Genomic DNA, 25,604 nt, shown 5'->3' with positions numbered 1-25,604 from the left:
TTTTTATAAATTTAAGATAATATCGCATTAATCCATGAATCTATAATAAGATATAAATAGAGTATGACAAAATTGTTTTGTCATACTCTATTTTTAAATGCAGCCTCTATCTAAAATGAAAGTTCCAAATCTTTTAACATTTCTAAATCATCTTCTACTATTCTACCAGAAGTTGTTAAGTAATTGCCAATAAGCATACCATTTAATCCTGAAATAAGCCCAAGCGGTTGTAAACTTTTAAGATTAACTTCCCTTCCCCCTGCATATCTTATATTTTTATCCGGTAAAATTAATCTTATTATTGCAAATGTCTTTAATATTTCTAATGGCGAAAGGGCTTCTGAATTCTCAAGCTTAGTTCCTTTGATAGGATTTAAAACATTAACCGGTACAGCATCAACTTTAAGTTCCTTTAACAAGAATGCATGTTCTATCCTTTGCTCCATAGTCTCTCCCATGCCTATAATCATACCAGAACATACTTCCATTCCGGCTTCTTTTGCATACCTTATTGTGTCAATTCGCTCATCATATCCATGAGTAGTAACTATATTCTTAAAAAAACTTCTTGAAGTTTCAAGGTTATGATTGTACCTCTCAACACCAACCTCCACCAGCTTAAAAGCCGCCTCTTTCTTAAGAGTTCCAAGACAAGCACAAAGCTTTAGATTTGTTTTTTTCTTCATTTCCTTAAAGGCATTAAGTATCTTTTCAAAGTTCTCTTCTTTTCCAGTATAACCAAGTCCACTAGTTGCTATATCACAATGCTTAGCTCCCATTTTTTCACGCTGAACTGCCATTTCAACTATTTTTTCTTTTTCTAACAGCGGATAACATTTAACATTTGTATTATGATGTGCCGATTGAGAACAAAATGCGCAATCCTCAGAGCAATTTCCTGATTTTGCATTTATTACAGAACATAAATCAACCTTATTTCCTGTAAACTTTTCCCTTATTTTATTTGCAAATGCACACAGCAAAAATATATCGCTTCCACTTGCTGTACCTAATGCTTCAGCTTCGTAAGCATTTATATCATGCTCATTTAAAATTTTTGTACACACTTCAATTATTGTATTTTCTAGCTTGTCCATACTTTCACACCTAGTTTCTTATGCTTTTTACAGCTGGTAGTATTTTAATGCTTATAATAGAAGCAATTATACACTTAAGGATATCACCCGGAATAAACACAAAACAACCAATTTCAAAAGTTTTAAGTAAAGTCATGTTAACATGCGATACATATTTTAATATAACATACATATATGGTATTCCTAGTACATAAATTGCTAAACTTCCTAGAATACAAGCTACTAATAATTTCATAAACTTAGTATTATCATCAGTCTTTATAATTTTACCAACCACAATCGGCGCTACAATGTATCCAATCAAGTATCCAAAAGATGGGTGAAAAATTGATGAGATTCCCCCAGATCCTCCTGCAAATACCGGCAACCCTATAAGTCCAATTATTACATAAACTAATTGAGATACCCCCCCTAAAAATGGTCCAAGTAATATACCTGAAAGTAAAGAAAAAAAGCTTTGCAGTGTAATTGGAACACTTCCTATTGGTATACTTATATATCCTCCTACTACTGTTAAGGCTGCAAATAATGCTACTAAAATCATATCTCTCGTTTTTATTTTCATAAAATGCCCCCTATGTAATTACTTATTGTAAACCTCTATACGTTTTAAAGTTTACAATATATAATTATATATGCAGCAACAAAATATGTCAATAAATACATTTAAGTTTACGTCACTATTAAGCGATAAATATTGCCATCCTGTTTTCGTGCAATTATAGCAAATAGACTGTTTATTTATAAGTATTGGTAAAAAAGAAAAAGAGGAATTTGATGAAAGCATGAATACTTTTAAAGAATTTTTAAATAATAAAATTGACTAAATTAATTTAAGGAAAGGAGAAATCATTTAATCTCCTTTCCAATTTTAAGCTTAATATTAACAATCTCACCTTTTGTTCCAATCCTTATAGGAGGTCCCCAGGTACCATAACCTGATGTTACTATTAAATTAAATTCACCTTTTTTAAGATATCCATAATCATCCTCAAATACCGCTTTTGTAACAAGATTAAATGGAAAGATTTGTCCTTCATGAGTATGACCAGAAAGCTGAAGATCAACTCCATTTTTCTCCGCTTCTTCTATGGCTACTGGTCTATGATTTAATTCTATAATTGGAAGAGATTTATCTGCTTTTTTTAAAAGCTCGCTTAATAGTTTCACTTTTTTTCCATCAGCTGCATCATTTCTCCCTACCACATAGAATTCATTGTTAACTTTAACAACTTCATCCTCTAAAACCTTAACGTTTGCCTTTTTCATGTACTCAATGGTTTCAGATACATCTCCAGCGTATTCGTGATTGCCGGTAATAGAATAAACTCCATACTTAGACTTTATATTTTTAAATTCCTTTCCAAAATACATTTTTAAACTTGTAGGTGTACTTTCATCTACCATATCACCACAGAAAAAAACTATATCAGGCTTAAGCCTATTTATTGAGGTTATAAGCTTGTCAATTCCCTTTTCTTTAATCATTATTCCCATGTGGACATCTGCTATCATTACAATATTAAGTTCTTTTATATTTCCCATTTTTTTATCTATGTTCAATTTATAGCTAGTTACTGATTGATGAGTAGCATGCCACAATCCAAAACAAAATATAATTACAACAGCTATAAAAATAGAAATTCCTCTGCCATAGGCTATGCTTAAATGATTCCTCACGCTTCCATAAAACCCAAGTTTATTAAAGATAAATCTCATTAAATCTGTTAATGGAAATAATATTATAAGATAACAAAAAGCAGCCATTGAAACTGCACCTATTGTAGTTAAAATTCCAGTAAGCTTATTATTTATTGACATTGTACTTCTAACTAAAGCAGCCAAGATAAAGGAAAATGCTAAAAACCAAAATACAATCCAATAAGCTTTTGTTTTTATATCTCCCCTTTTATAAAAAAATATTTTAATCCCCTTTTTGCCAACATAGTACCATAAAATTGTATATAAAAATAACATTAACAATGCTAAAATAATATTTCCAATTGTTATTAAAGTTGTTTTCAATCTATATCACTTCCATTTTTAACTTTAATATAATTTTATCATAAATTTTTTACTATCTAAAGTGGTATTGAACAGCTCATTCATATCCTGCGATAATTAGTGCTGCTACTACTGAACCTATCTAAGTTCCTGGATATTTCTTAACTTTATATCCATTTTGAAAAAATGCTTTAAAAATTTCAACCTATTATGGTATGAAAATTAAAAATATAATATAAGCAAAAAACTGCCCACTATTTGGCAGCCCTTTTATTAACAAATAAATAAGAATTTTGTAACTCTGCTAACTAAGAAAAATAAAATCTTTGTCAACTATTTTTAGCACAAAAAAAGATGAAAAGAGTTTCCTCTTTTCATCTTTTTAATAATTACAGAAATCACTCAATTAAAGAATTGTGATGTTTTCTGCTTGAGGTCCTTTTGCTCCTTGAACTACATCATAAGCAACTTTTTGACCTTCTTCAAGAGATTTAAATCCATCTGCTTTTATTTGTGAGAAATGTGCAAATACATCATTTCCATCTTCTCCTGTAATAAATCCAAATCCTTTTGTTGAATTAAACCATTTTACTGTACCATTCATGTAATGTGTACCTCCGAAATTTTATTTTTCTTAAACTCTGTGTAATAATCCACCAATAAAATTTCGCTATTACATACTAAAAAGTATTAACTGAAATATATTTGTGTTTACATTATTAACGTTTCATTTAAGCTACAATTTATTTTAGCACACTTAATTCTAAAAATCAAATATTTTTTTAAATTTATTTCAATTCATGATATAAAAACAAGGAAAAGCTTCTTGATTCAATATTGATTTTAATATATCGGCATTTGCTATCACTCATAGTACGAAACAAGAATTATTGCCCAAGATCACCTATGGTGATATAATTTTTATATCGTAAGGCTAGCAAATTATAATAAGTAGTCATTAGAATTCATTAGTGAAATGAATTTTATGAACCTTCTTTTAAAACATAGACTAATATCAATTTTAAATGAGGTATTATTATGAAACACATACCAAATTATTTATCTCTTAGCAGAACAATTTTTTCCTTGATTTTATTTTTTATAAAACCACTAAGCACAGCTTTTTATGTAATATACATGATTTGCGGATTTAGCGATATTGCAGATGGATTTATTGCAAGAAAAACAGGTACATCAAGCAAATTTGGTGCAAAGCTTGACTCTGCTGGTGACATGATCATGGATATTGTGCTGTTAATTAAACTTTATCCAATTGTAAATCCTTCAACTAAAATCATTGTTTGGATTATTTTAATTGCATTTGTTAGATTCTCCTCAATAATCATTACTGTTAAAAAATACAAAACCTTTGCAAGCATTCATACTTATTCAAACAAAGCTACTGGTGTATTACTATTCATATTCCCAATGCTAATTTTTCATATTCCTACTAATATGCTGCTATATATTATTTGTACTGCAGCGAGTATATCTGCAATTGAAGAATTAATTATTGAACTAACCTCAACCACCTTGCAATTAGATAAAAAGAGCATACTTATGAAATAATAGAGTGAAACCACTGTGAAACTTAAACTATATGCCATTTTATTCTGATTTTTTTATAAATACAAAGAACTATAGTAATAAACTTAAAAGCTATTATATTTTCATGAAATCTATAATAAAATGTGTTAAAATAAACGTGTAGTACTTATTCAATACTTAATAGAATGCGGAAATCTTGTCCGTTAGGAGTGAACATATATTGAATTTAGTTCTTAGAATAGATAACAATATTATTGCACTTATTGTATCCATTATTTTTTTAAAAAACATATCATGCAGTCTTGATAAAACCGAAAAAAGGAATACAATTTTTGCTCTTATTTTTAAATTAAACACAATTGAGCTAACCATTGAAACTTTAACTTGCATAATAAATAAACAGCCATATATCTGGCTAATACCTGTAACCACTATATTGCATATTATTTTATTTGTACTAGCACCTTTAGTTACATATCATTGGTATGTATTCGCCAGACTGTGGATAAGCAAAGATGCAGACTATAAATACAAAAATAATATTTTAAGTTTACTGCCCATAATAATAAATACTATTCTAGTATTACCTAGTCCATTTTTTAAGCTAACTTTTTATATCAATGCGCATAATACATACGAACGTGGAACATTATTTTTTATACCTTTTGTTGTATCATATTTTTATTTACTTTGTGGATTTATAATAATTTATAAAAACAGAAGAAACTTAAATAGAATGGAGTTTTTCCCCCTTGTTTTGTTTGGAATATTTCCAACATTAGCAAGTTTGATTCAGTTCGCCTTTTATGGACCTTTACTTATGTGGAGCTCAATATCCTTTTCTCTAATCATACTCTATCTGTATCTACAGCAGCAAATGATGCATATTGATTATTTAACAGGTGCTTGGACTCGTGAAAAGTTTTCCAGCTACTTAAATAATAAAATCAAACAAAAAAAATACTTAAATTTTTCAATAGTCATTATTGACTTAGATGATTTTAAAAAAATAAATGATGATTTTGGTCACAGTGAAGGAGATAAAGCTTTAATAGCCTTAGTGTCTATAGTCAAGAACTTGATTGGAAATAAAGGTTCAATTACACGATATGGAGGAGACGAATTCATTTTACTTCTTAATATAAGCAGCGAACAAGAAATTGAAGCAGTACTACTCAAAATTTCTAATGCTTTAACTGACTATATCAACCGTTCAAATTTATCCTATAAATTAAGCTTCAGTTATGGTTATGAAGTTTATGATTTTAATAAAAATATTGGTATAAATGACTATATTAATCATGCCGATAGGCTAATGTATCAAAATAAAAATAGTAAAAAAAACAGGCAAAGCAGCAATATTAAATAAACTGTTTCTTCAATACTGCTGCTTTATCTAAACTAAGATGAAGAAATATTTTTATGTTTGGTCAATCTTTTTATGCTTCTATCGTGAACTTTATAAAAGGCAGTTACTGCAAATATAGAACCTATTAATGCAGAAAGCATATCCCACTGAGTATCTAATTTATCTCCCTGATATTCTAAGAAATCTTCTGGTAATCTTCCGTATATTAAACACGATACCCCTTCAAGTATTTCATAAAATCCACTTACTGCAAGGCAAATACAAATAACAAGTATAGATAATATTATACCCTTTTTTAATTTTAACTTTCTTATTAATATTTCTCTTATAATAAAAGCCGGTACAAATCCTTGCATAAAATGACCATATCTATCATAATCATTTCTTTTTAAATGGTATACATCTCTTATATAATTAAAAAGAGGCATATGACTGTATTTGTAGTGCGCTCCAATTATAATTGTTATTGTTAAAATTAAAATGAGCACATAAACAAAGTCTGTAAACCGAAACTTTTTATATGTAAATATTAGTATCATAACTCCTATAAAAGCCGGCGTATACTCAAAAAACCATGCAGAATAATCTGTAGGCTTGATAGCCGATATAACAGAAGATAAAATAAATATTATTAATAAAATTATGTGCAGCTTCTCACCTTTATTGTTTTCTTTGTTTTTAGCCACAATATACACTCCAATTATTATACATTTTTTATATTTATTTTGCCTTCAATATTAAATTATTATACGTTATATTTTCAGAATACGTTTTCATACGGCTTGTCAAAAATCTCCTCTAATTTTTTAACCATAATCTAACTATTATAATATACTAAGCTTTAAAATTGGTCATAAATTTACAGACTTCATTAGGCGGTATCGGCTTCTCAAATATAAATCCTTGAATTTTACTGCATTTCATATTTAAAAGGCATTTAAGCTGCTTTTGATCTTCTACTCCTTCAGCAATAACTTCAAGTTTTAGTTCATGGGCAAGTTTAACTACGCTTTTAGTTATCATTAGATCCTTTTGTGAGTTCTCCAATTTGTCTATAAAACTTTTATCAATTTTTATACCATCTACAGGCATAGCATTTAGATAATCAAGATTGGAGTATTTTGTCCCAAAATCATCTATAAATATCCTTATCCCCATATCCTTAAGTTTTTCAATTAATTTTAATTTTTTTTCATCTAAACCTATAACTATTCTTTCAGTTATCTCAAAGATAAGAAATTTTGTCTCAACTCCAGTTTTATTCAAAACAACTTTAACAAAATCTAAGAATTCTTCTCCATCTATTTGGCTTTCAGAAATATTAATAGACATGCATATATTAGGATATCCTAAATTATGCCACTGCTGCAGCTGTCTGCATGCCTCATATACAACAAATTTGCCAACATCATTTATCATACCATTTTCTTCAATTATATCTATGAAGAACATTGGCGAAAGTATTCCACGTTTAGGATGTTTCCATCTTATTAAAGCTTCAAATCCATATACCTCCATATTTTTTAAATTAATCTGAGGCTGATAAAAAAGAATTAATTCCTTCTTTTTTAGGGCATTACCTATTTCATTTATTACTATTTGTTTTCTTAAAATCTCGTTGTACATAAACTTTTGAAAAAATTGATATTTCATTTTATTATTTTCCTTGGCATAACTAAGTGCTACATCTGAATATCTTAGGACTTCAAGTAAATTATTACTATCATCCGGATACAATGATATACCAATTTTTAAATGGACAGTTGCTTCTCTATTTTTTATATAAAATTTTTCTTCACATATATCAGATATATCTTTTTTCATTTTATCAATATCATTTGAATTTAAATTAGCAGCTAATATTACAAATCTGCAATTCATAAACTCAAAAATATAAAACTTTTCTTGTAATTTCTCTTTAATCCTTTTAAAAATGGATTTAAATAATATATAGCTTTCTTCATATCCAAATACATAACTATAAAATTTCAAATTGCAAATCTCGACCATATAAACTGCCAGCTTATCATTCTTATGCTTTAAGCCGCATCTTTCGTATTTTTCTAGAACATTTCTCATACTTTTTTTCTTAGAAGAATCCTCAATATCCATAATTATCTCCCGTAAAATATTTATTTTACTTGCTTTAAATAAAACCCAATTATAACATTTTTTTAAATTTTATAAAAATTTTATTTAAATTATTATACCATAATATTTATTTAAATACAATTTTTCAAATTATAATACGTCTAATTTACTTTATTTAATGCCAAATTATCTAATTCAAATATATTTTGTTTTGCAGTTAATTTGTTAAGTAATTTTATTTACATATTATAAAAGTTCAATCTTCATATCAAAATTGAACTTTTAATTGTCTGCTAAACCGCATTTTCATAAAATATTGACGCAAACACAATTAACGTAACTGAATTAGTTATAAATACATTATTAATTCTTACTTCTTTTTTGTAACACCTTCGTAATTCAATTGTAAGTGCTATGTAACTACAGATCTCTTGGGCTAATGTATAATTTACTTATAATTAACAATCGTATAATTTATATATAAAAAGTAAATACTATATTATATAGTATATTAAAATTTTATTGGGAGAGATAATCTATGCGAAAAGTATTAATATCAGTTTTTGTTACTTTATTTGTTATGCTTTCTCTTACTGGCTGCAATCAAAATCAAATTCAAGATAGAGATGCTTCACCTAATTCGAAGTTATCCCAAAACATGCTTACAAAAAAAGGCAATACTACTTCTAATTATAGCTTAAATAAACTAAAAAGTAACCAACCCCAAAATTCAATAAGCAACATAAATTCAAGACTCGATAATGGAGAAGAATTCATAAAAACCTTTAACACTTTAAAAGCTGCAACCCTTAAAAATGATAAAGAGACGATTTCTGACTATGTAAATTATCCATTAATAGTTTACATAAATGGTAATAAAACTAAAATTTCAAACAAAACTGAATTTATTAACAACTATGACAATATATTTAATTCTAAAATAAAAAACTCACTAAAAAATCAGCAGCTTAGTAATTTAAAAATAACTCCTAATGGTGTAATAGTAGGTAATGGCGAAGTTTATCTTAATCTTATAAACAATGGAAAACATGAATATGGAATCTATTCTATAAACAACAGATGAAGCAATAATATTTCAAGACATTAAACAAAATTATTTCAAAGATTTATCTTCCGAAGTGAAGATAAATCTTCATTCATTGTAAATTTCCTTATACGTATGATTTTGCTTCATATTCATCTGGCAAATGTGTAGTATCATTTAATGTTACTATTGTAGGCTGCATTTTGTCATTAAAATTAAGCTGACATATAGATGTATTTCCCAAAATAATTTTATGATACATGGTCATATTCCATTCAAAAATCCCTATAAGTCCAGCTTTTATTATTCCTCCATGTGCCACCATTACTATTCTTTTTCCCTTATGTTTTTCTACAGTACTTAATATTGCATTTCTTGATCTTATGGTGGCATTTTTTATACTAAGTTCTCCACCACATATTGGTCCTTTATTAGTATCACTTCTCCAAATTTCAAATTCTTTTGGGAACTTGGCTTTTATTTCTTTTACAGTGAAACCTTCCCAATCTCCAAAATCTATTTCTCTAAGATTATTTAATATTTTTGCTTCCTTATTGCTCTCTAAAGCAATTATACTGGCAGTTTTATATGCTCTCTTTAATGGACTTGAATATATATAATCAAATTTATCTTTCAACCTATTAGATACATATTGCGCTTGATTAATACCTTGTGGTGATAGAACTATATCCTTAGATCCCTGAAACTTTCCAAGTGCATTCCATTCCGTTTCACCATGTCTTACTAAATATAATGTTGTTTTCATATTGCTATCACCTCTTAAGTTTACATTTTACATATCTATAATTTCTTTTAATTTTTTTATAAATTTATTCATTTCATCATCGGTTCCAATACTAACTCTAAGGTAATTATCTATACGTGCATCCTTAAAATATCTTACCAATATTCCTCTGTCTCTAAGCTCTTTAAACAGTACAGCAGCATAAATCTTTGGATGACTTATAAATATGAAATTTGCTTTAGAATCAATGACTTTAAATCCAATTTTCCTTAAATCTTCTATAGTTCTTTCTCTGGTCTTAATTATTTTTTTTCTTGTATCCTCAAAATAATCATTGTCCATAAAAGCAGCATTTGCCCCTGCTAAAGCTACTCTATCTATTGTATACGAGTTAATAGAATTCTTAACCATATTAAGTGCTGTTATAAGTTCTTTACTTCCCATAGCAAAACCTACTCTAAGCCCAGCAAGTGATCTCGATTTTGATAAAGTTTGTACAACTAAAAGGTTAGGATAATCTTTTATAAGTTTTACACAAGATTCTCCTCCAAAATCTATATAAGCTTCATCAATTATAACTACGCTATCAACATTATTCTGCAGCAACTTTTCTAATTTTTCTACTTCAATATATTTAGCCGTTGGTGCATTTGGATTTGGTATTACAATCCCACCATTATTCTTTAAAAATTCATCTAGTGGAATGTTAAAATCATCATCCAATGAAACAAGTTTATAATCTATATCAAATAAATTAGCATACACTTTATAGAAACTATAAGATATATCTGGAAATAATATAGGTTTTCCTGGATTAAAAAACGCCATAAAAGAAAATCCTAAAACCTCATCAGAACCATTTCCAATAAAAACTTCATCTTTTGCTAGTCCGTAATAATTAGCAACAATCTGTCTAAAACTATCTACCTCTGGATCTGGATATAATTTCAAATCATCATTAGCTGTATTTTTAATAGCCTGTATAACATTAGGAGATGGTGGATAAGGATTCTCATTTGTATTTAACTTTATATATTTTTTATCCTTAGGTTGTTCCCCTGGAATATATGGTTTTAAGCTTTTAACTTTATCACTCCAATATTTACTCATTTCACTTCACCCTTTAAATTTAATTTTTATATACAGCTTTGCTTTAAACAAGTATTGTTTTTGTACTTATTTAAAGCAAAACTTCCTTCATTACTATTGCTATGTCTATAATATCACAAAGCTTTAGCGTAGTAAAGTGAAAAAGTGTAGTATCAAAAATCACTCAAAAATTTTTATGGTATATTTACAATTAAATTCTTGATTACTTAACAATTTTAATATTCCATCCTTTTCTCTAAAATCACCATTAAAATCTTCAAAATCGGCATGGCCAAACCATGGTTCTATACAAACAAATGGAGCTCCTTGAGGTTTAGACCATAACCCTAAGTAAGGGAAACCGTCAAACTCTAATGTTACAGCTCTTGAATTTTTGATGTTTTTTAGGGAAACTTTTTTTGAACTTAAGTCCTTAAAAATAAGAGCATCCTTTTTAAACAATTCTCTTTTTAAGTATATAATATTAGAATCATATAAAAATGGTGTTGGACTTTCTTTTAACAATCCATTTTCATCTATAGGAATTATATTAGCTGTTTCTCTTTTTTCAAATTCAAAGTAGTAATCTTCGAATTTTAAATCTTCCTTCTCTTCTCCCCCTACTACTGGGCAATTAAATCCTGGATGTGCACCTATTGAAAAATATATTTCTTGACTATCTACATTTTTTACTTTATAGCTAGCTTCTATCTCATTTTCTTTAAGTTCATATTTAACTATTAATTCAAATTTATATGGATATTTACTTAATGTTTCTTCATTATATGTTAATTTAAATACAGCTTTATCGCTGGTGCCCTCCATAACTTCAAAGTTCATATCTCTTGCAAAACCATGTTGGCTCAAAGTGTATGTATCATCATTTATTCTATAAGTATTATTTTTAACTTTACCAACTATAGGAAATAATATTGGAGCATGTCTTGCCCATATATCTGATTTTGCAGTCCAAAGGTATTCCGCCCCATCTTTTACCGTCTTTATGCTGGTAAGCTCCGCTCCTTTTTCTACAGCTTCAACTTTTAATAATTCGTTTTGTAATATTATAGACATAATCTTCAACTCCTCTGGTTAATTTAAAACAGGGTTTACTTTATTTATATTATATTTTACCACAAAAAATTAAATCTAGTTAATAACTTGTAAAAGACAAAAACTTTTCGAAATTGCTTGACCACATGGTCACCAAGCAATATAATATAATCAATAGCTGACCACATGGTCAAGGGAGTGATTAAAATGTACGCAATAGAAACTAACGACTTGTGCAAATTCTATGGAAAATCTAGAGGTATCATAAATGTTAACTTAAAAATAGAGTGCGGTGAAATATTTGGTTTTATTGGTCCAAATGGTGCCGGAAAATCAACTACCATACGTACAATTTTAAATTTTATATTTCCAACCTCAGGTAGTGCAAAAATAATGGGATTTGATTGCATAAAGGAAAGCAAAAGAATAAGAGAACTTATAGGTTATTTACCATCAGAAGTAAATTACTACGATGATATGAAAATTAGAGAGCTACTTAAATATTCTGGAGACTTTTACAATAAGGATTGCAGTAAAAGAATAAAAGAACTTTGTGATATATTTGAGGTAGATAGTTCTAAAAAAATAAATCAATTGTCCCTTGGAAATAAAAAGAAGGTTGGAATAATTCAAGCCCTACTTCATGAGCCTAAATTAATTATTTTAGATGAACCAACGAGCGGACTTGATCCATTAATGCAGAAAACATTTTTTGAAGTTTTAAAAGAAGAAAATAAAAAAGGAGCAACTATATTTTTCTCATCACACATATTAAGTGAAGTTCAAGAAATGTGTAATAAAGTTGCAATTATAAAAGAAGGCAAAATACTAAAAACAGAGGAAATATCAAAACTTCGCGATGCTCAATTCAAAAAAGTAATGGTAAATTTTAATGACGAAATTTCAAGCATAGACATACCTGGCGCTATTAATGCCGTTAAATTAGGTACTTCTGTAAAATTTTTATACAATGGGGACATCAATGATCTTATTGATAACCTTCATAAAAATAAAATTAAAAATCTTACAATTGAAGAACCATCCTTGGAAGAAATATTTATGCATTACTATGTAAAGGAGGATAAGTAATTATGAATTTATTTAAAAGAGAACTTAGAAAAAACCTTATAGGCTTTTTAATTTGGTCACTTACTCTAAGCTTATTAGTTATCCTTACAATGTCTATGTTTACCTCTGTAGCCAAAAGCAGCGCCTCCTTAGAGCAATTTATGAAACAATTTCCTCCATCCATGCTAAAAGCATTTAATCTAGATACCTTAAGTATAACAAGTATATTTGGATATTACAGTTCCAAAGCTGGCTTATTAATAATATTAAGTGTTGGAATCTATGCAATGATACTTGGCTGCAATATGTTTGCAAAAGAATTTAATGAAAAAACTATGGAATTTCTTCAGGCAAAGCCTATAACAAGAACATCAATTATTACTTCAAAAATATGCTGCTATACTATATATATCTTTCTTTTAAATGTAATTTTATTTGCAGTAACCTATTTTTCCTTTGAAAGCGTAAAAACATCAAATTATTCAGTTAAAACCCTTTTTCTAATTCATGTTGGTTACTTTATAGCTGAAATAACTTTTGCTAACATTGGAATTCTTATATCTCTAATTGTTAAAAGCCAAAAATCCTCAGTTTCGTTAAGTTTATGGTTTGTACTTGGAATGTATTTTATGCATATACTTGCAGGCTTATCCGATAAAGCTGATTTTCTTAAATACTTTACACCCTTTAAATACGTTGATGCTACAGATATAATAGCCAATGGCTATATAAAAACTGAATATGTTATAATACTTGTATGCGTGAATATAATAGCGGTTGCTGCTTCTTATATCATCTACAATCATAAAGACATTCAGTAGATGAATTTTTGTAATGTATAAATGTTGCGAACCAAAACCAAGTGACAAGTTAAGGTAAGTTTTTCTCCATTTTATTACGAAAAACTTTATAACTTAATTTTTTTCACTTCATTTTCCCGAGGGAAAATGCAAGAATAAATTGTACGATTTTCGGTAGCGAGTGAGTATGCGAGCGAACGGAAGAAAATCATCCTAAACTTGTCACTTGTCACCTGCCACTTGTCACTGTTTCTAGTTGGTTCGCAATATTTATTTATTCAATAATTACATATATACAAAGATTAACTTAATAATAGCTTGAGGGGTGGAATAATTTTGTACGAAGTTTTTGAAAGGTTACCAGAAAAAAAGAAGAAAAAAATTATTGATATATGCGTTAAAGAATTTGCTGAAAATGGATATACCATTGCCTCAACAAACACTATAGTAAAAAAAGCCGACATATCTAAAGGAACCTTATTCAATTACTTCGGCAATAAAAAAGGTTTATTTCTATATGTTTTAGATTATATAACTGACTATTATTTAAATTATATGATAAAAGAAATGAAAGTAAATGACCCTGACTTTTTTAAAAGAGTTCTCGATTGGTCTGAACTTAAACTAAAGGTTTCATGTAAAAATCCTGATGTGTACAAATTTTTCTTTATCTCATATACAAATGTTCCAGATGAATTAAAAGATGATATTAAAAAGCGTTATGAAAAACTTTATTCTAAAGGTTTATTTTTAACTTTTGATGGACTCGATATGTCAAAATTTAGAGATGATGTAGATAAACAAAAATCACTTGAACTAATATTAATGGTCTTAAAGGGCCTATCTGAAAAATATACAAATAATTTTAATAAAAGCGAGGATAAGGGACTAAGCTCACTAGATAAAAGGGTAGATGAATTAAAAGAATACATTGAAATTTTAAAGAAAGTTTTTTATAAATAACCTTAAGGAGAATAAATATGATATTTAAAGAATTTGGAAATAAAAATAACAAAGCTATCATTTTTCTTCACGGTGGTGGGCTATCTTGGTGGACATGGAAAATTCAAATTGAAGTGCTGCAAAAGGATTATTTTGTTGTTGCACCTGTTATTGATGGACATGGTGAAGATGGACATAATAGTTTTATAACCATACAAAACTCAGCAGAAAATGTTATTAATTATATAAAAGAAAACTGTAATGGAAAAGTTTTTGCTATCTGCGGACTTTCTCTTGGTGCTCAAATACTCGTGGAAATACTATCTAAGGAATGTGATATCACAGAAAATGCAATTATTGAAAGTGCTTTAGTTTGTCCTAGCAGTAAAATTTCAGTTAAATTAACTGCACTAGCATTAAGCTTAACCTATGGATTAATCAAAAAAAAGTGGTTTGCAAAACTTCAAGCCAAGCAGTTAAAGCTGCCCGAGGCATTATTCGAAAACTACTATGAAGATACTATAAAAATAACAAAAACAACCCTAATAAACTTTATAAAAAGCAATCAAGAATATTCAATACCTAGTACTTTATGCAATACAAAAGCAAAAACATTAATATTAGTAGGTGAAAAAGAATTACCTGTCATGAAAAAATCTGCTAAACTACTTAATGACACCATTAACGGTAGCACCTTAAAAATCATTAAAAATAGTGCGCATGGTGAAATCAGTTTAGTTCATTCAGATAAATACCTTGAGCTATTGATGACATTTTTTAGGGATAACGCTACTTATTAAAAAACATACTTAAAAATTTTTCAAATAAAATATTGCCAGCTGTGTCCTATCTCTCAAATTTAATTTTTCCAGAATTGTAGTAACATAATTTCTCACAGTTCCATCACTTATAAATAATTTGTCCCCTATTTCTTTATTTGAAAGTCCATCTGCCACAAGTTTCATAACTTCCATTTCTCTCTGTGATAAATTAAACTTTAACATATCCACTTTATGTCCTTCTCTAATCATTGAAGATATAGAGTTTGCAACTTCCTTTTGGAATACAAAGTTCCCCTTTGAAACAGTTCTTAAACTTTCAATTATAGTATCAGCTTTCTGATTTTTTAGTATATAACCTTCTGCACCAGATTTCATTGCTTCCTTTATATACTCATCATCCTTGAAGGTTGTAAGTATAACTATTTTAACTTGATTAAATTTTTCTTTAATCATCTTTGTACCAATAACACCATCTATATCAGGCATCCTTATGTCCATAAGTACAATATCCGGCATAAGCTTTTCACAAAGAGCAAAAGCCTCCATTCCATTATGAGCTATGCCAGTAACCTCAAAATCATCTTCCATATCTAAAAGTAATTTTAATCCATCACATACAAGTTCATCATCATCTACTATTAGAACCTTCAAATATTTCACCTCCACTAAAGGGAATAACACAAACTATAATAAAACCATCACGAGAATCTATAGAAATACTCCCACCAACATTGTTTACTCTTTCACGCATTCCACTTAATCCAAGTCCTTCTTTTATATTACTGCAGCTTACACCATTGTTTTTAATATACAATCTAAAATATACCTCATTTATATCAATTGAAATATAAACCTTTGAAGCTTTTGAATATTTAGCAGCATTAGTTAAAGCCTCTTTTATATTTGCTCCTATTATTTCCATATAACTAGGATTTAGCTTATTAAAGTCTCCAGTAAACTTAAGCTCAACAGGACAAAAACTAAAATTATGAATTATATTTTTTATGTATTCGATTCCAAGCTTTTCATTTGGTTTAATATTATGAACCGTATCTCTTATAATAATTACAGTTTCTGAAAGTGCTTCTATAGATCTTTCAAGCACTTCCTTTGCTTTAGGCAAATTTTTATCTACTAATTTATATGCAGCTTGAAGTTCTATAAGCACTCCTGCTGTTTTATGACCAACACTATCATGTATTTCTCTTGCAATTCTATTTCTCTCGCTTACTTCCGCAAGATGCGCTGCCTCTCTTGATGAGTTTAATAGTTTAGCTTTAACACCTTCAAGTTCATATCTAAGCTTTCTTTCCTCATCTAATGATGTTTTTAGATTAATTTCCTTTTTTTCAGCTTCTCTAATTACATAACCAAACAGTGAGCACACACAGGTTAAAAAAATAACCTTTTCTATATTTTGCCCTAGATAAAGAAAGTATATTTCTACTAAGCATACACAAGAAACTTCAATTAAATTCTTTACAACAATAAAATCAAATGCAGCTACAGGAAGAAACATTGCAAAATTTTTATTTACATAAACTCCTATGCAAATTCCTATAAAACTTGCTGCAGCTGTATATATAGAATTGTTATATTTTTCCTTATATATATTTATTCCTATAATAACAAGGAGTATAAGAATTTCTTCAAAATGCACCTTGCTATAACATACCATATCATAAAATACATACATTAAAAAAAGTAATTTTAATATACAATTTACACGTTTCATCCTATCCCCTATTCTAACGCTTCACTTTTTCTCCAAGTTCCAAGCAAAAAGAACACTGCTGTAAATGCTAAAAGTATTACTGCTTCCTTACCTATAGAAGTAAAATTGTCATTGTTCACTATTTTTTTAACAGCTTCCATTGCCCAAGTTGTTGGCAATACCTTTGAAATATTTTTAATCACACCACTTGAAGGTGACATTCCCCAGCACCCACCAAGCATAGTCATTACTGTTACAATTCCTACTCCTGATACCATTGCCTTTGTTACATCCTTGCTTATACTACTTACTGCAATTCCAAAAGACACACTAACAAGTGATATTAATATCAATATTCCTAACATATTAAATATAGATTTACCCGGATAAACTCCAAAACCATTTACAATCACCAAAGTTAAAACAAGTATTTGAACTATAGAAATAACCATAAAGCTAAGTGTTGTTTGAAGCATATAATTCTTTAAAGATATAGGTGCATTTAATGATCTATAAAACGTTTTATTCTTTTTATCTGATAATATGATCGTTGATGCAAATATGGAAGAAAACATAACAAACTGAATTACCATGCCCCACACTACTAATTTACCGCTAGTGCCCCTAGAAACTTTATCCATTAAATTAGTCTTTGGTATTTTTTTAATACCTTCATAAAATGCCATGTTATTGCCAAACGACTTTCTTGCAATACTTTTAGCTGGATAAATGAAGCTATTAATTATTTCACCGACTACTCCTGAGCAATCAGAATTTTTCTTTTCGTACCCAATAATTTTTTTATTTTTTAAATTTATTATAGCATAAGTATAATTACGTGGTATAACAAGTACATAATCTAACTTCGAATTATTCAAATCATTTTTAATATCACTTTGAGTTATTTTAGTAATATTAAGATTTGCTTTCATATTCTGAGTAAAAACCTTTGAAAATCTAGTACTATCATTATCAACTATTCCGACATTGAATTTTTCCACATTACCACTTGTGTTTAATGCTATAGGTATAATCGGAATAAATGGTATTATTAAAAGCACTGCAATTTGAACTTTACTTTTGAGCAGCCTTTTTAAACTATTAATAAATATAATCATGATATCACCTTCTTACCTACAAATAAAGATATAAAGAACATTATAACTGCTGATGCACATAATACTATAAGTGCTTCTCCTGAACCCTCCGTTATTGCTTTTACAACATAGCTATGAAAAGACAGTGTATCCGCAATTTTTATAATGCCACTTATCTTAATTGGTGAAAAAGCCCCTACATATACTGGCCCAACCATAAAGAAGTTTACCGCAAAGGCGACAAGTGCACATATATATATGTTTTTTGAAAGTCCAGTAATAATAATTCCAAAACTGTTTTCAATTATTAAAAATAGTACCATTGCTACAAAAATATTCAATTTATTTTCTCCCCAGTTAATATTAAAGAAGTAAGTAGTTATAACTATTAACATAAATGCAAATATTCCCATGCCCCCCATATTACCTAAGGACTTTCCAAGTAAAATATTTATCCTTGTTGTGGGCATTGACTTTAATCTATCAGTAATTCCATTTTTTAAATCATGAATTATCAAATTAGTGCTCAAAACAGCTCCATAAAAAATAAATAAAATTATTGACGCCATAGCAGCTTTGTCATTAGTTGACACAGCTGTTTCATTAGGATTTATTATATTATTTTGAAGGTTAACCTTGCTTTCTTCTACCTGTGATTTAGTTAAATTTACGCTTAAATTATTATCCATAGAACCTGTTACCATATACGTAACTAACAGAGGTGCTGCAATAAAGGCAATTACAGCTAGTGGATTTCTTATACATTTAATTATAGTGTAACGAGCTGTAACAAGTATACTCTCCAATTAAATCTCCTCCTAATCCCTAAGTGTTCTGCCTGTAAGTGTTAAAAATACACTTTCAAGAGTAGGCTTTTCAACATTTAAAGATAAAATTTCAACATTGTTTTGCAAAATTATTTCCAGTATTCTTCCTAATATTTTGCTATTTTTTTTAGCTATAATATTAAGCTTATTGCCATTTAAAATACAGTCTATCACATCGTCCATCTTCTTTATTTTCTCTATGATAGTGTAATTCACCCCCGACAATTCTAAATCTATTTTTTCATTAACTGCTGCAAGTGATTTTAATTCATCCTTAGTTCCCTTAGCTATGATTCTTCCATGATCAATTATTAAAATTCTCGTACACAGCTCCTCTACCTCTTCCATGTAATGTGAAGTATATATTATAGTCGATCCCATTTCATTTAGTTTTCTTATAGAATTTAATATATAATTTCTTGACTGAGGATCAATTCCAACAGTAGGCTCATCCATTATTATAAGCTTTGGTCTGTGAACTATAGCACAAGCTATATTAAGTCTTCTCTTCATTCCACCGGAAAAACTTTTAGGATAATCTTTTTCCTTATCTACAAGATCTACAAATTCCAAAGCCTCATGAATTCTATCCTTAAGTTCAACACCTTTCAATCCATAAAGTCTTCCAAAGTAATCAAGGTTCTCATAGGCAGTTAAATCCTCATATACTGCAATATCTTGAGGTACAACACCTATTTGCTTTTTAATTTCTTTTTCATGAGTCTTCATATCAAGTCCAAATATCTTAATTTCTCCACTATCAAGTTTACTCATGCCTGTAATTGCACTTATTGTTGTAGTTTTTCCTGCTCCATTAGGCCCTAAAAATCCTAAAATTTCTCCCTCTTCAATTTCTATATTTAAATTATCAACAGCTAAAAAATCCTTATAACGCTTAACTAAATTTTTTACTTCTAATAACAACCTTATCACCCCTTCTTTCAGAGTACAGTTGACAAAGTACAGAGAACAGTGAAGGATAATTTTCTGCTAATGCAGAAAATTTTTAACTTAATGGGCTATCGCTCAAACCTATATATTTTAGCTTCGCTGAAGCTTTTTAATTCAAAGATTTATCTGACGTAAGGAAGATAAATCATCCTTCATTGTACTCTGTACTTTGTACTCTGTTTTTCTATGTTTCTATAATAAATCATTTTCCCCAAATACTACAGTTACATGAAGAATATTATCACCATGACAAATGTCATAAATAAAATTTTAACTATTCAAGCAAAAGTGCTAATATATACTTGTATTAAATTTTACATAGGAGGCTTTTTATGGAATCAATTCTTTCTTATAAGGTATTAGATAATACTCCAATTTTTAAATGTAACTCTTGTAAAAATTGCACCAGTATGGAAAGTACTAATATGCTTGGCATAAACCGTGGTTGCTGTTTTTACTTTCCTAAATATTCACTTATAGATATCAAAAATATAATAAATTTTAAAAAGGATTTTTTATTTAAGTTGATTACTAAAGAAAACGTAATCACTCATAACTATTTTATAGAGGTAAAAGGTACCTTTGATAAAACAGCATATAGTAATTTTGCAAAAAATTCTACTGAAGGTGAATTCTCAAAATACGGCAATTTTGACAAAACTCTTTTTTTCAAAAAATGTTCTTTTATAACTCCAAAAGGCTGCTCTATTGATTTTAGATTAAGACCACATCAATGCAATCTATATTTATGCCGCAATTTATCAGAAAACTCAAGCTACTTATGTAAAAACTATTCAAGAGAACGCAAAGACTATTTCGCCTATTGTAATTATATGAATACTACTCTTATTCAATATTTTAAAGATAACCTTTTAACTTTAAAAAATAATTTTAAACAATCTGTTAACTTTTTAGATAAAATTAAAATTGACAATTTTCTTTTTTCTAAACTTGAAAACGTTAAATTGACCTTATAATTTAATACTTTATAAGGAATAGTATTTATTAAAACTTTAATAACAAATTTACAATTTCAATTTAGTTTTATTTTATTTGTAAATTTTTTACAACACTTTGGCAATATATTATGGTATAATAAGACCTGTTAATATTTTTTGCATAACAAGAGCTCAAAATATAACTTTAAAGTTCTTTAATTGGGTGTATTTATAAGTAATACAATTTCAAATCACTTTAATTAAAAATAATAAGTATATTTAAGGAGGATATCATTTGAATAAAAAAGCATTATCTATTGTTATGGTACTAGCTTTAATGTTTACACTGAATACCAGTGTACTTGCTTCACCAGCAGATAGTACTTCAGATGAACTGAAAAGAACTCAAGATAATAAAAAGGCCATAGAGGTTAAGGTTACTTCTCTAGACAATGAAATTAATGGTGTACTAAAAAAGATTGATAATAATAAAAAAGATATGAATAAACTCGCAAACGAAATGAAAAACTCAGAAATACAATTAAAAACTACAGAAAGCGCACTTAATAACCAACAGGATCTGCTAAAAAAAAGAGTACGTGCGATGTATATGAATGGAAAAAGCAGTTATCTTCAACTAGTGCTCTCTTCTACAAGTTTTAGTGACCTTTTATCAAATGTAAATACTGTTACTAGTGTAATGGACTTTGATAACAACATTCTTAACAATGTTGAAAAAGAGAAAAAAAATATACTTGCGCAAAAACAAATATTAAGTTATGCAAATAAAAAACTAGAAGATTTAAAAACTAGTAATGAAGCAACTCTATCAAAATTGAGCAGCGACATAAAACAAGAAAAAACTCTTCTTGCTAGTGCAACTGAAAAAGAAAAACAGCTAATAGACAAACAAAGGGCAGAAGAAGCTGCTGCCAAAGCAAGACAAGAAGCTGCTGCCAAAGCTGCAAATGCTAGTAAATCTTCGAATAGTAGTACAAGCATCGCCTTATTAGGGACATTATCTCCAAAATCCTCAAATATAATGATAGCAACAGGTTATTCCATAGATGGATACACCTCATCTGGAGGCAAGACTGTAAGAAATCCAGGCGGTTACAGTACTATTGCCGTAGATCCAAGAGTAATACCAATGGGTACAAAAGTTTATATCGAAGGATATGGTTATGCTGTTGCAACCGATACTGGAGGTGCCATTATAGGCAATAGGATAGATTTATTTTTTCCAACAGAAGCAGAGGCAAATGCTTGGGGAATACGCTCTGTTAAAGTCACTATAATAGGTTAAAGATTAAAAAAGAGAATTCTCAGTACACAGAATTCTCTTTTTTATTTTAAATATTGACATGCTAATTTAATAATGCTAAGCTATTATTAAACAGCGTTCAATAATTGAACTGTACTTAAATGCATTGGAGTGTTAATATGGGAATTTCCGAAAGACGAGAAGCTGAAAAAGAAACTTTAAGAAAAAAAATCATAGATGCCGCAAGTGAAATTCTGATAAGTGAAGGCTACGAAAATTTGTCAATTAGAAAAATTGCAGCAAAAATAGAATATTCTCCAGGTATTATTTATCACTATTTTAAAGATAAATCCGAAATACTGAGTTTCGTAATAAAAAGAAAACAAACTAAAATTCTTAAAATCATAAACGAAACCCCAATTGATAAAAATAAACCTGAAAATTCAATTATTAATGTATTAAGAAAATACATCTCATTTATGCTAGAAGAAAAAGAATTGTCTAAAGTATTTTTAATAAACAATTTAGATGATGTAAATTTAAGAATAAAGATGCTTTATGAAGGAGTCTCAAAAGACAAAAAAACTATAGGTTCTTTGTGTAACTCAATTCAAATTGGCATTGATAATGGTAGATTTAAAAAAACAGATGTTGAATTAACCGCTCAAATTATCTGGACATCAACCTATGGTCTTATATCTAGATTAATAATAGAAAAAGATATCCTTAAAGAACAAGAGAAAAAACTAATTGAACATCATTTACAATTTATAATAAATGGGCTGATCGGAGGAAAAATTTAACATGAAAAAATTTTTTAAAATTCTATTCTCCTTATTTTTAGGATTTATAGCCTTAATTATTGTAGCTATATTACTATTTTCATCTCTTACACATTCTAATAATACAGAAAGAAAATATACAATTAATGTTTTAAAAGCAAAAATTTCAGATTCCCCCAAAGCACTTGTTGTATATCAACCATCTAAAATGTCTAGTCTTACAAAAGACATATCATATAATGTAGCTAAAGGTTTAAACAGTAAAGGCTGTCAAGTTACTATTACTTATCCCGGGAAAAAAGTTTCAGCTGATATATCCAAATATGACATAATTGTTTTCGGTTCACCTGTATATATGGGAACTACTTCTTCGGTTTTAAGTGATTATATTAGAAGAGTTGGTAATTTTCAAGATAAAAAAGTTGTTTTATTTGTAACAGGAGCCAATGATGACTCTGTTCCTCTTAACTCTCTTGGAAAGCCCATTCATAATACCAAAGTCACTAAAAAACTGCAATTTAAAAAGGGCGATGAAACTAAAGCATATAATTTAGGGTGCGAAATTGGAGAAAAATAAATATTTTAAAATGCTTCCTAATATTCTTACTATAGCTAGGCTATTTTTAACAATTTTATTTATAATATTGTGTTTAAATACCAAAATGCATTTAGCTATAGTATTTGATTTCTTGTTAATTTGCTTTTCTGATATTGTAGACGGAAAAATTGCAAGATACTTTAATGCCGTCACAGTCTTTGGAAGTATTTTAGATGTACTTGTAGATTCATTTTTTATATTTTCATCATTGACTATATTGTGCTGCAAAGAAAAAGTTGTACCTGCATGGTTTATACTTCTTGTATTTATTAACCTTTTTGTATTTATCATAACATCCTTCACACAAAAAGATTTATCTACAAAATCAAAAAATTTTTTTGTATTTGACTTAATAGGAAGAACATCAGCTGCACTTTTCTATGCCATTCCCGGCATTGCATATACCACAATATATTTAGGTATAAGCATCAAAATAATACACTATGTAATATGGATAAATTCTGCACTTGCATTAACTGCATGCGCATCGAGATTGATTAATAGGAGGTTTTTTATAATTAATGAAAAAAGTTAAATACATATCTATAGTTTTCATTAGTATTATACTTGCTATGATTTTTCACATAATGGCATCAAATTATAGTACAACTCCTAAAACAGCAAATTGGAGCTTTCTTGTAAAAAGTTTAGGCTTAATTCCAACAATCATTATATGGTATGTTATTGCATATGGCAGTATAGCTTATATATTTTATAAGTATGAAGATAAATTTGTAGGAACAAGCATTACAAAAGGCTTACGTTATGGAATATCTATCGGAATATTATGGCTATGGGGCATGCTAATAGGCGTTTTACTTTATGGCAACTCATTTGTAAATGAATTTGTCACTGGGGTCTGTGATGCCGTTCCTATTGTAATTATGGGATTATTACTTGGCAAATTTACAACCAAAAGTAATCATCATATTGGAATTAAACATAAATTTATTAATCCAAGCAATGTAATATTATCTCTTTTAATTTTTTCTATTATATTTTCAATTGGATGTTATCTTATTAATTGTACAGGCATTATAAAAATAGTGTATCAAAATGAACCATACTTTGCCTTTATTTGGCCTTTTTTAATGGGTACTTGCATAGGTATAACTTACTTATTGTTAGGCAATTGGGCTCACACATCATCCACAAAACTCTCAAGCACAACAAAATTTGGGGCTATAATATTTGGGGCTAACTGGCTAGTATTTGCTATATTTATGCCCTTTATTTTTAGCGGTATTCTAATTAAATTTATAATAAGCATTATAGTAAATATACTATCAGTTATTTTAAGTTGCTATCTTAATCCTTATTAAGGATAAATAACTTGGAACTTGAAAATAGTAAATTCCAGGTTTATCCTGACAAACTGGAATTTGTCGAGCACTATAGTGAAGGGTTTTAACTCACTTCGTTTGTTAAAAGACTAAGGTTTTCGCTATGCGAAAGGTGAAGGGTTTTACGGTGCTGTGCACGTAAAAGGTGAACTTTTTTATCTTCAATAAAAAGCTAAGGTTGATTTTCCTCCGTTTCCCTACGGAAAATCTTTAACGTATTTAAATTATTTATTTTTCGTAGAGAAACGGAGAAAAATATTCCTTAACCTTTTGCCGTGGCAAAAACCTTCACCTTTGACAAGCAAAGCTATGTCAAACCCTTCACTTTTCACATAAGTGAAAAAGTTAGTTTTTTAATGAGCAGGGCCAATTAAAACCCTTCACTCAGCTCGACAAATTCCAATTTATCAAGATGAACTTAGTATTAACAATTTCAACCTTCCAAGTGGTCTATCTA

27 protein-coding genes are annotated in these 25,604 nt (G+C 28.6%); 13 read left to right on the top strand and 14 right to left on the bottom strand.

Annotated features, from left to right (window positions below):
• Positions 1 to 110 precede the first annotated feature (110 nt).
• From bioB to LQK79_RS02815, 4 genes are all read right to left on the bottom strand, one after another.
• A complete protein-coding gene (bioB, locus tag LQK79_RS02830) occupies positions 111 to 1,097 on the bottom strand; it encodes a biotin synthase BioB (protein WP_231015445.1) in 987 nt (328 codons plus the stop codon).
• A gap of 10 nt (positions 1,098 to 1,107) precedes the next feature.
• Complete coding sequence (locus LQK79_RS02825) at positions 1,108 to 1,662, bottom strand: biotin transporter BioY (protein ID WP_053241788.1); 555 nt, start codon at positions 1,660 to 1,662, stop codon at positions 1,108 to 1,110.
• Positions 1,663 to 1,946: 284 nt separating this feature from the next.
• A complete protein-coding gene (locus LQK79_RS02820; protein ID WP_231015444.1) occupies positions 1,947 to 3,122 on the bottom strand; it encodes a metallophosphoesterase in 1,176 nt (391 codons plus the stop codon).
• 385 nt (positions 3,123 to 3,507) lie between these two features.
• The gene (locus LQK79_RS02815; protein WP_053241786.1) at positions 3,508 to 3,705 is read right to left on the bottom strand and encodes a cold-shock protein; all 198 of its coding nucleotides are present in this window, start codon (positions 3,703 to 3,705) and stop codon (positions 3,508 to 3,510) included.
• Positions 3,706 to 4,139: 434 nt separating this feature from the next.
• Between LQK79_RS02815 and LQK79_RS02810 the strand changes: the two genes are divergently transcribed.
• The gene (locus LQK79_RS02810) at positions 4,140 to 4,670 is read left to right on the top strand and encodes a CDP-alcohol phosphatidyltransferase family protein (RefSeq protein WP_053241785.1); all 531 of its coding nucleotides are present in this window, start codon (positions 4,140 to 4,142) and stop codon (positions 4,668 to 4,670) included.
• A gap of 199 nt (positions 4,671 to 4,869) precedes the next feature.
• Positions 4,870 to 6,018, top strand: a complete 1,149-nt coding sequence (locus LQK79_RS02805) for a GGDEF domain-containing protein (protein WP_231015443.1) — start codon at positions 4,870 to 4,872, stop codon at positions 6,016 to 6,018.
• 32 nt (positions 6,019 to 6,050) lie between these two features.
• Here the strand turns inward: LQK79_RS02805 and LQK79_RS02800 are convergent, their stop codons facing one another.
• Together LQK79_RS02800 and LQK79_RS02795 are read right to left on the bottom strand one after the other, a co-directional pair.
• Complete coding sequence (locus LQK79_RS02800) at positions 6,051 to 6,704, bottom strand: DUF2238 domain-containing protein (protein ID WP_231015440.1); 654 nt, start codon at positions 6,702 to 6,704, stop codon at positions 6,051 to 6,053.
• 148 nt (positions 6,705 to 6,852) lie between these two features.
• Positions 6,853 to 8,130 carry a putative bifunctional diguanylate cyclase/phosphodiesterase gene (locus LQK79_RS02795; RefSeq protein ID WP_231015439.1) on the bottom strand — a complete coding sequence of 426 codons (1,278 nt, stop codon included), beginning with the start codon at positions 8,128 to 8,130 and terminating at the stop codon, positions 6,853 to 6,855.
• Between the two features lie 517 nt (positions 8,131 to 8,647).
• Between LQK79_RS02795 and LQK79_RS02790 the strand changes: the two genes are divergently transcribed.
• The gene (locus LQK79_RS02790) at positions 8,648 to 9,193 is read left to right on the top strand and encodes a hypothetical protein (protein WP_231015438.1); all 546 of its coding nucleotides are present in this window, start codon (positions 8,648 to 8,650) and stop codon (positions 9,191 to 9,193) included.
• 88 nt (positions 9,194 to 9,281) lie between these two features.
• Here LQK79_RS02790 and LQK79_RS02785 read toward each other — a convergent pair whose 3' ends face one another.
• The 3 genes from LQK79_RS02785 to LQK79_RS02775 form a co-directional block, all read right to left on the bottom strand.
• Positions 9,282 to 9,920 (bottom strand): histidine phosphatase family protein, encoded by a 639-nt coding sequence (locus tag LQK79_RS02785; RefSeq protein ID WP_053241779.1) that lies wholly within the window; start codon positions 9,918 to 9,920, stop codon positions 9,282 to 9,284.
• A 27-nt stretch (positions 9,921 to 9,947) separates the two neighbouring features.
• Positions 9,948 to 11,009: a histidinol-phosphate transaminase gene (gene hisC, locus LQK79_RS02780; RefSeq protein ID WP_053241778.1), complete on the bottom strand. Its 1,062-nt coding sequence runs from the start codon at positions 11,007 to 11,009 to the stop codon at positions 9,948 to 9,950.
• A 159-nt stretch (positions 11,010 to 11,168) separates the two neighbouring features.
• Complete coding sequence (locus LQK79_RS02775; RefSeq protein WP_231015437.1) at positions 11,169 to 12,062, bottom strand: aldose 1-epimerase family protein; 894 nt, start codon at positions 12,060 to 12,062, stop codon at positions 11,169 to 11,171.
• A gap of 186 nt (positions 12,063 to 12,248) precedes the next feature.
• Here LQK79_RS02775 and LQK79_RS02770 point away from each other — a divergent pair, with 186 nt between their 5' ends.
• From LQK79_RS02770 to LQK79_RS02755, 4 genes are all read left to right on the top strand, one after another.
• Complete coding sequence (locus tag LQK79_RS02770) at positions 12,249 to 13,130, top strand: ABC transporter ATP-binding protein (RefSeq protein WP_053241777.1); 882 nt, start codon at positions 12,249 to 12,251, stop codon at positions 13,128 to 13,130.
• A 2-nt stretch (positions 13,131 to 13,132) separates the two neighbouring features.
• The gene (locus LQK79_RS02765; RefSeq protein ID WP_053241776.1) at positions 13,133 to 13,930 is read left to right on the top strand and encodes an ABC transporter permease subunit; all 798 of its coding nucleotides are present in this window, start codon (positions 13,133 to 13,135) and stop codon (positions 13,928 to 13,930) included.
• 315 nt (positions 13,931 to 14,245) lie between these two features.
• The gene (locus LQK79_RS02760; RefSeq protein WP_231015436.1) at positions 14,246 to 14,872 is read left to right on the top strand and encodes a TetR/AcrR family transcriptional regulator; all 627 of its coding nucleotides are present in this window, start codon (positions 14,246 to 14,248) and stop codon (positions 14,870 to 14,872) included.
• A gap of 17 nt (positions 14,873 to 14,889) precedes the next feature.
• Positions 14,890 to 15,651 carry an alpha/beta fold hydrolase gene (locus LQK79_RS02755; protein ID WP_231015435.1) on the top strand — a complete coding sequence of 254 codons (762 nt, stop codon included), beginning with the start codon at positions 14,890 to 14,892 and terminating at the stop codon, positions 15,649 to 15,651.
• Positions 15,652 to 15,660: 9 nt separating this feature from the next.
• Here the strand turns inward: LQK79_RS02755 and LQK79_RS02750 are convergent, their stop codons facing one another.
• Genes LQK79_RS02750 through LQK79_RS02730 form a run of 5 tightly spaced genes read right to left on the bottom strand, consistent with a single transcriptional unit; the run spans position 15,661 to position 20,195 of the window.
• A complete protein-coding gene (locus tag LQK79_RS02750; RefSeq protein ID WP_053241775.1) occupies positions 15,661 to 16,284 on the bottom strand; it encodes a response regulator transcription factor in 624 nt (207 codons plus the stop codon).
• On the bottom strand, positions 16,262 to 17,368 hold the full coding sequence (locus LQK79_RS02745; protein WP_231015434.1) for a sensor histidine kinase: 1,107 nt from the start codon (positions 17,366 to 17,368) through the stop codon (positions 16,262 to 16,264). The genes LQK79_RS02750 and LQK79_RS02745 overlap by 23 nt, the downstream gene beginning before the upstream one ends.
• Before the next feature lie 8 nt (positions 17,369 to 17,376).
• Positions 17,377 to 18,465, bottom strand: coding sequence for an ABC transporter permease (locus LQK79_RS02740; RefSeq protein WP_231015433.1), 1,089 nt, complete (start codon positions 18,463 to 18,465; stop codon positions 17,377 to 17,379).
• The gene (locus LQK79_RS02735) at positions 18,462 to 19,250 is read right to left on the bottom strand and encodes an ABC transporter permease (protein WP_231015431.1); all 789 of its coding nucleotides are present in this window, start codon (positions 19,248 to 19,250) and stop codon (positions 18,462 to 18,464) included. The genes LQK79_RS02740 and LQK79_RS02735 overlap by 4 nt, the downstream gene beginning before the upstream one ends.
• A 12-nt stretch (positions 19,251 to 19,262) precedes the next feature.
• Positions 19,263 to 20,195 (bottom strand): ABC transporter ATP-binding protein, encoded by a 933-nt coding sequence (locus LQK79_RS02730; RefSeq protein WP_053241768.1) that lies wholly within the window; start codon positions 20,193 to 20,195, stop codon positions 19,263 to 19,265.
• A 359-nt stretch (positions 20,196 to 20,554) separates the two neighbouring features.
• On the opposite strand from LQK79_RS02730, the gene LQK79_RS02725 reads away from it, so the two are divergent.
• From LQK79_RS02725 to LQK79_RS02700, 6 genes are all read left to right on the top strand, one after another.
• On the top strand, positions 20,555 to 21,199 hold the full coding sequence (locus LQK79_RS02725) for a hypothetical protein (protein WP_231015430.1): 645 nt from the start codon (positions 20,555 to 20,557) through the stop codon (positions 21,197 to 21,199).
• 256 nt (positions 21,200 to 21,455) lie between these two features.
• Positions 21,456 to 22,466 carry a 3D domain-containing protein gene (locus tag LQK79_RS02720; RefSeq protein ID WP_053241766.1) on the top strand — a complete coding sequence of 337 codons (1,011 nt, stop codon included), beginning with the start codon at positions 21,456 to 21,458 and terminating at the stop codon, positions 22,464 to 22,466.
• Positions 22,467 to 22,603: 137 nt separating this feature from the next.
• Complete coding sequence (locus LQK79_RS02715) at positions 22,604 to 23,227, top strand: TetR/AcrR family transcriptional regulator (RefSeq protein WP_053241765.1); 624 nt, start codon at positions 22,604 to 22,606, stop codon at positions 23,225 to 23,227.
• A 1-nt stretch (position 23,228) separates the two neighbouring features.
• A complete protein-coding gene (locus tag LQK79_RS02710) occupies positions 23,229 to 23,783 on the top strand; it encodes a flavodoxin family protein (RefSeq protein WP_231015429.1) in 555 nt (184 codons plus the stop codon).
• A complete protein-coding gene (locus LQK79_RS02705; RefSeq protein ID WP_053241762.1) occupies positions 23,770 to 24,339 on the top strand; it encodes a CDP-alcohol phosphatidyltransferase family protein in 570 nt (189 codons plus the stop codon). The genes LQK79_RS02710 and LQK79_RS02705 overlap by 14 nt, the downstream gene beginning before the upstream one ends.
• Positions 24,326 to 25,126 (top strand): hypothetical protein, encoded by an 801-nt coding sequence (locus LQK79_RS02700; protein WP_053241761.1) that lies wholly within the window; start codon positions 24,326 to 24,328, stop codon positions 25,124 to 25,126. The genes LQK79_RS02705 and LQK79_RS02700 overlap by 14 nt, the downstream gene beginning before the upstream one ends.
• The last annotated feature ends 478 nt before the right edge of the window (positions 25,127 to 25,604 follow it).

It is taken from the genome of Clostridium guangxiense (genome assembly GCF_021043395.1).
In the GTDB taxonomy this organism is placed as follows: Bacteria; Bacillota; Clostridia; order Clostridiales; family Clostridiaceae; genus Clostridium_S; species Clostridium_S guangxiense.
Note: the sequence above shows the minus strand (reverse complement) of the source record. Positions and strands in the feature narration are given on the sequence as shown.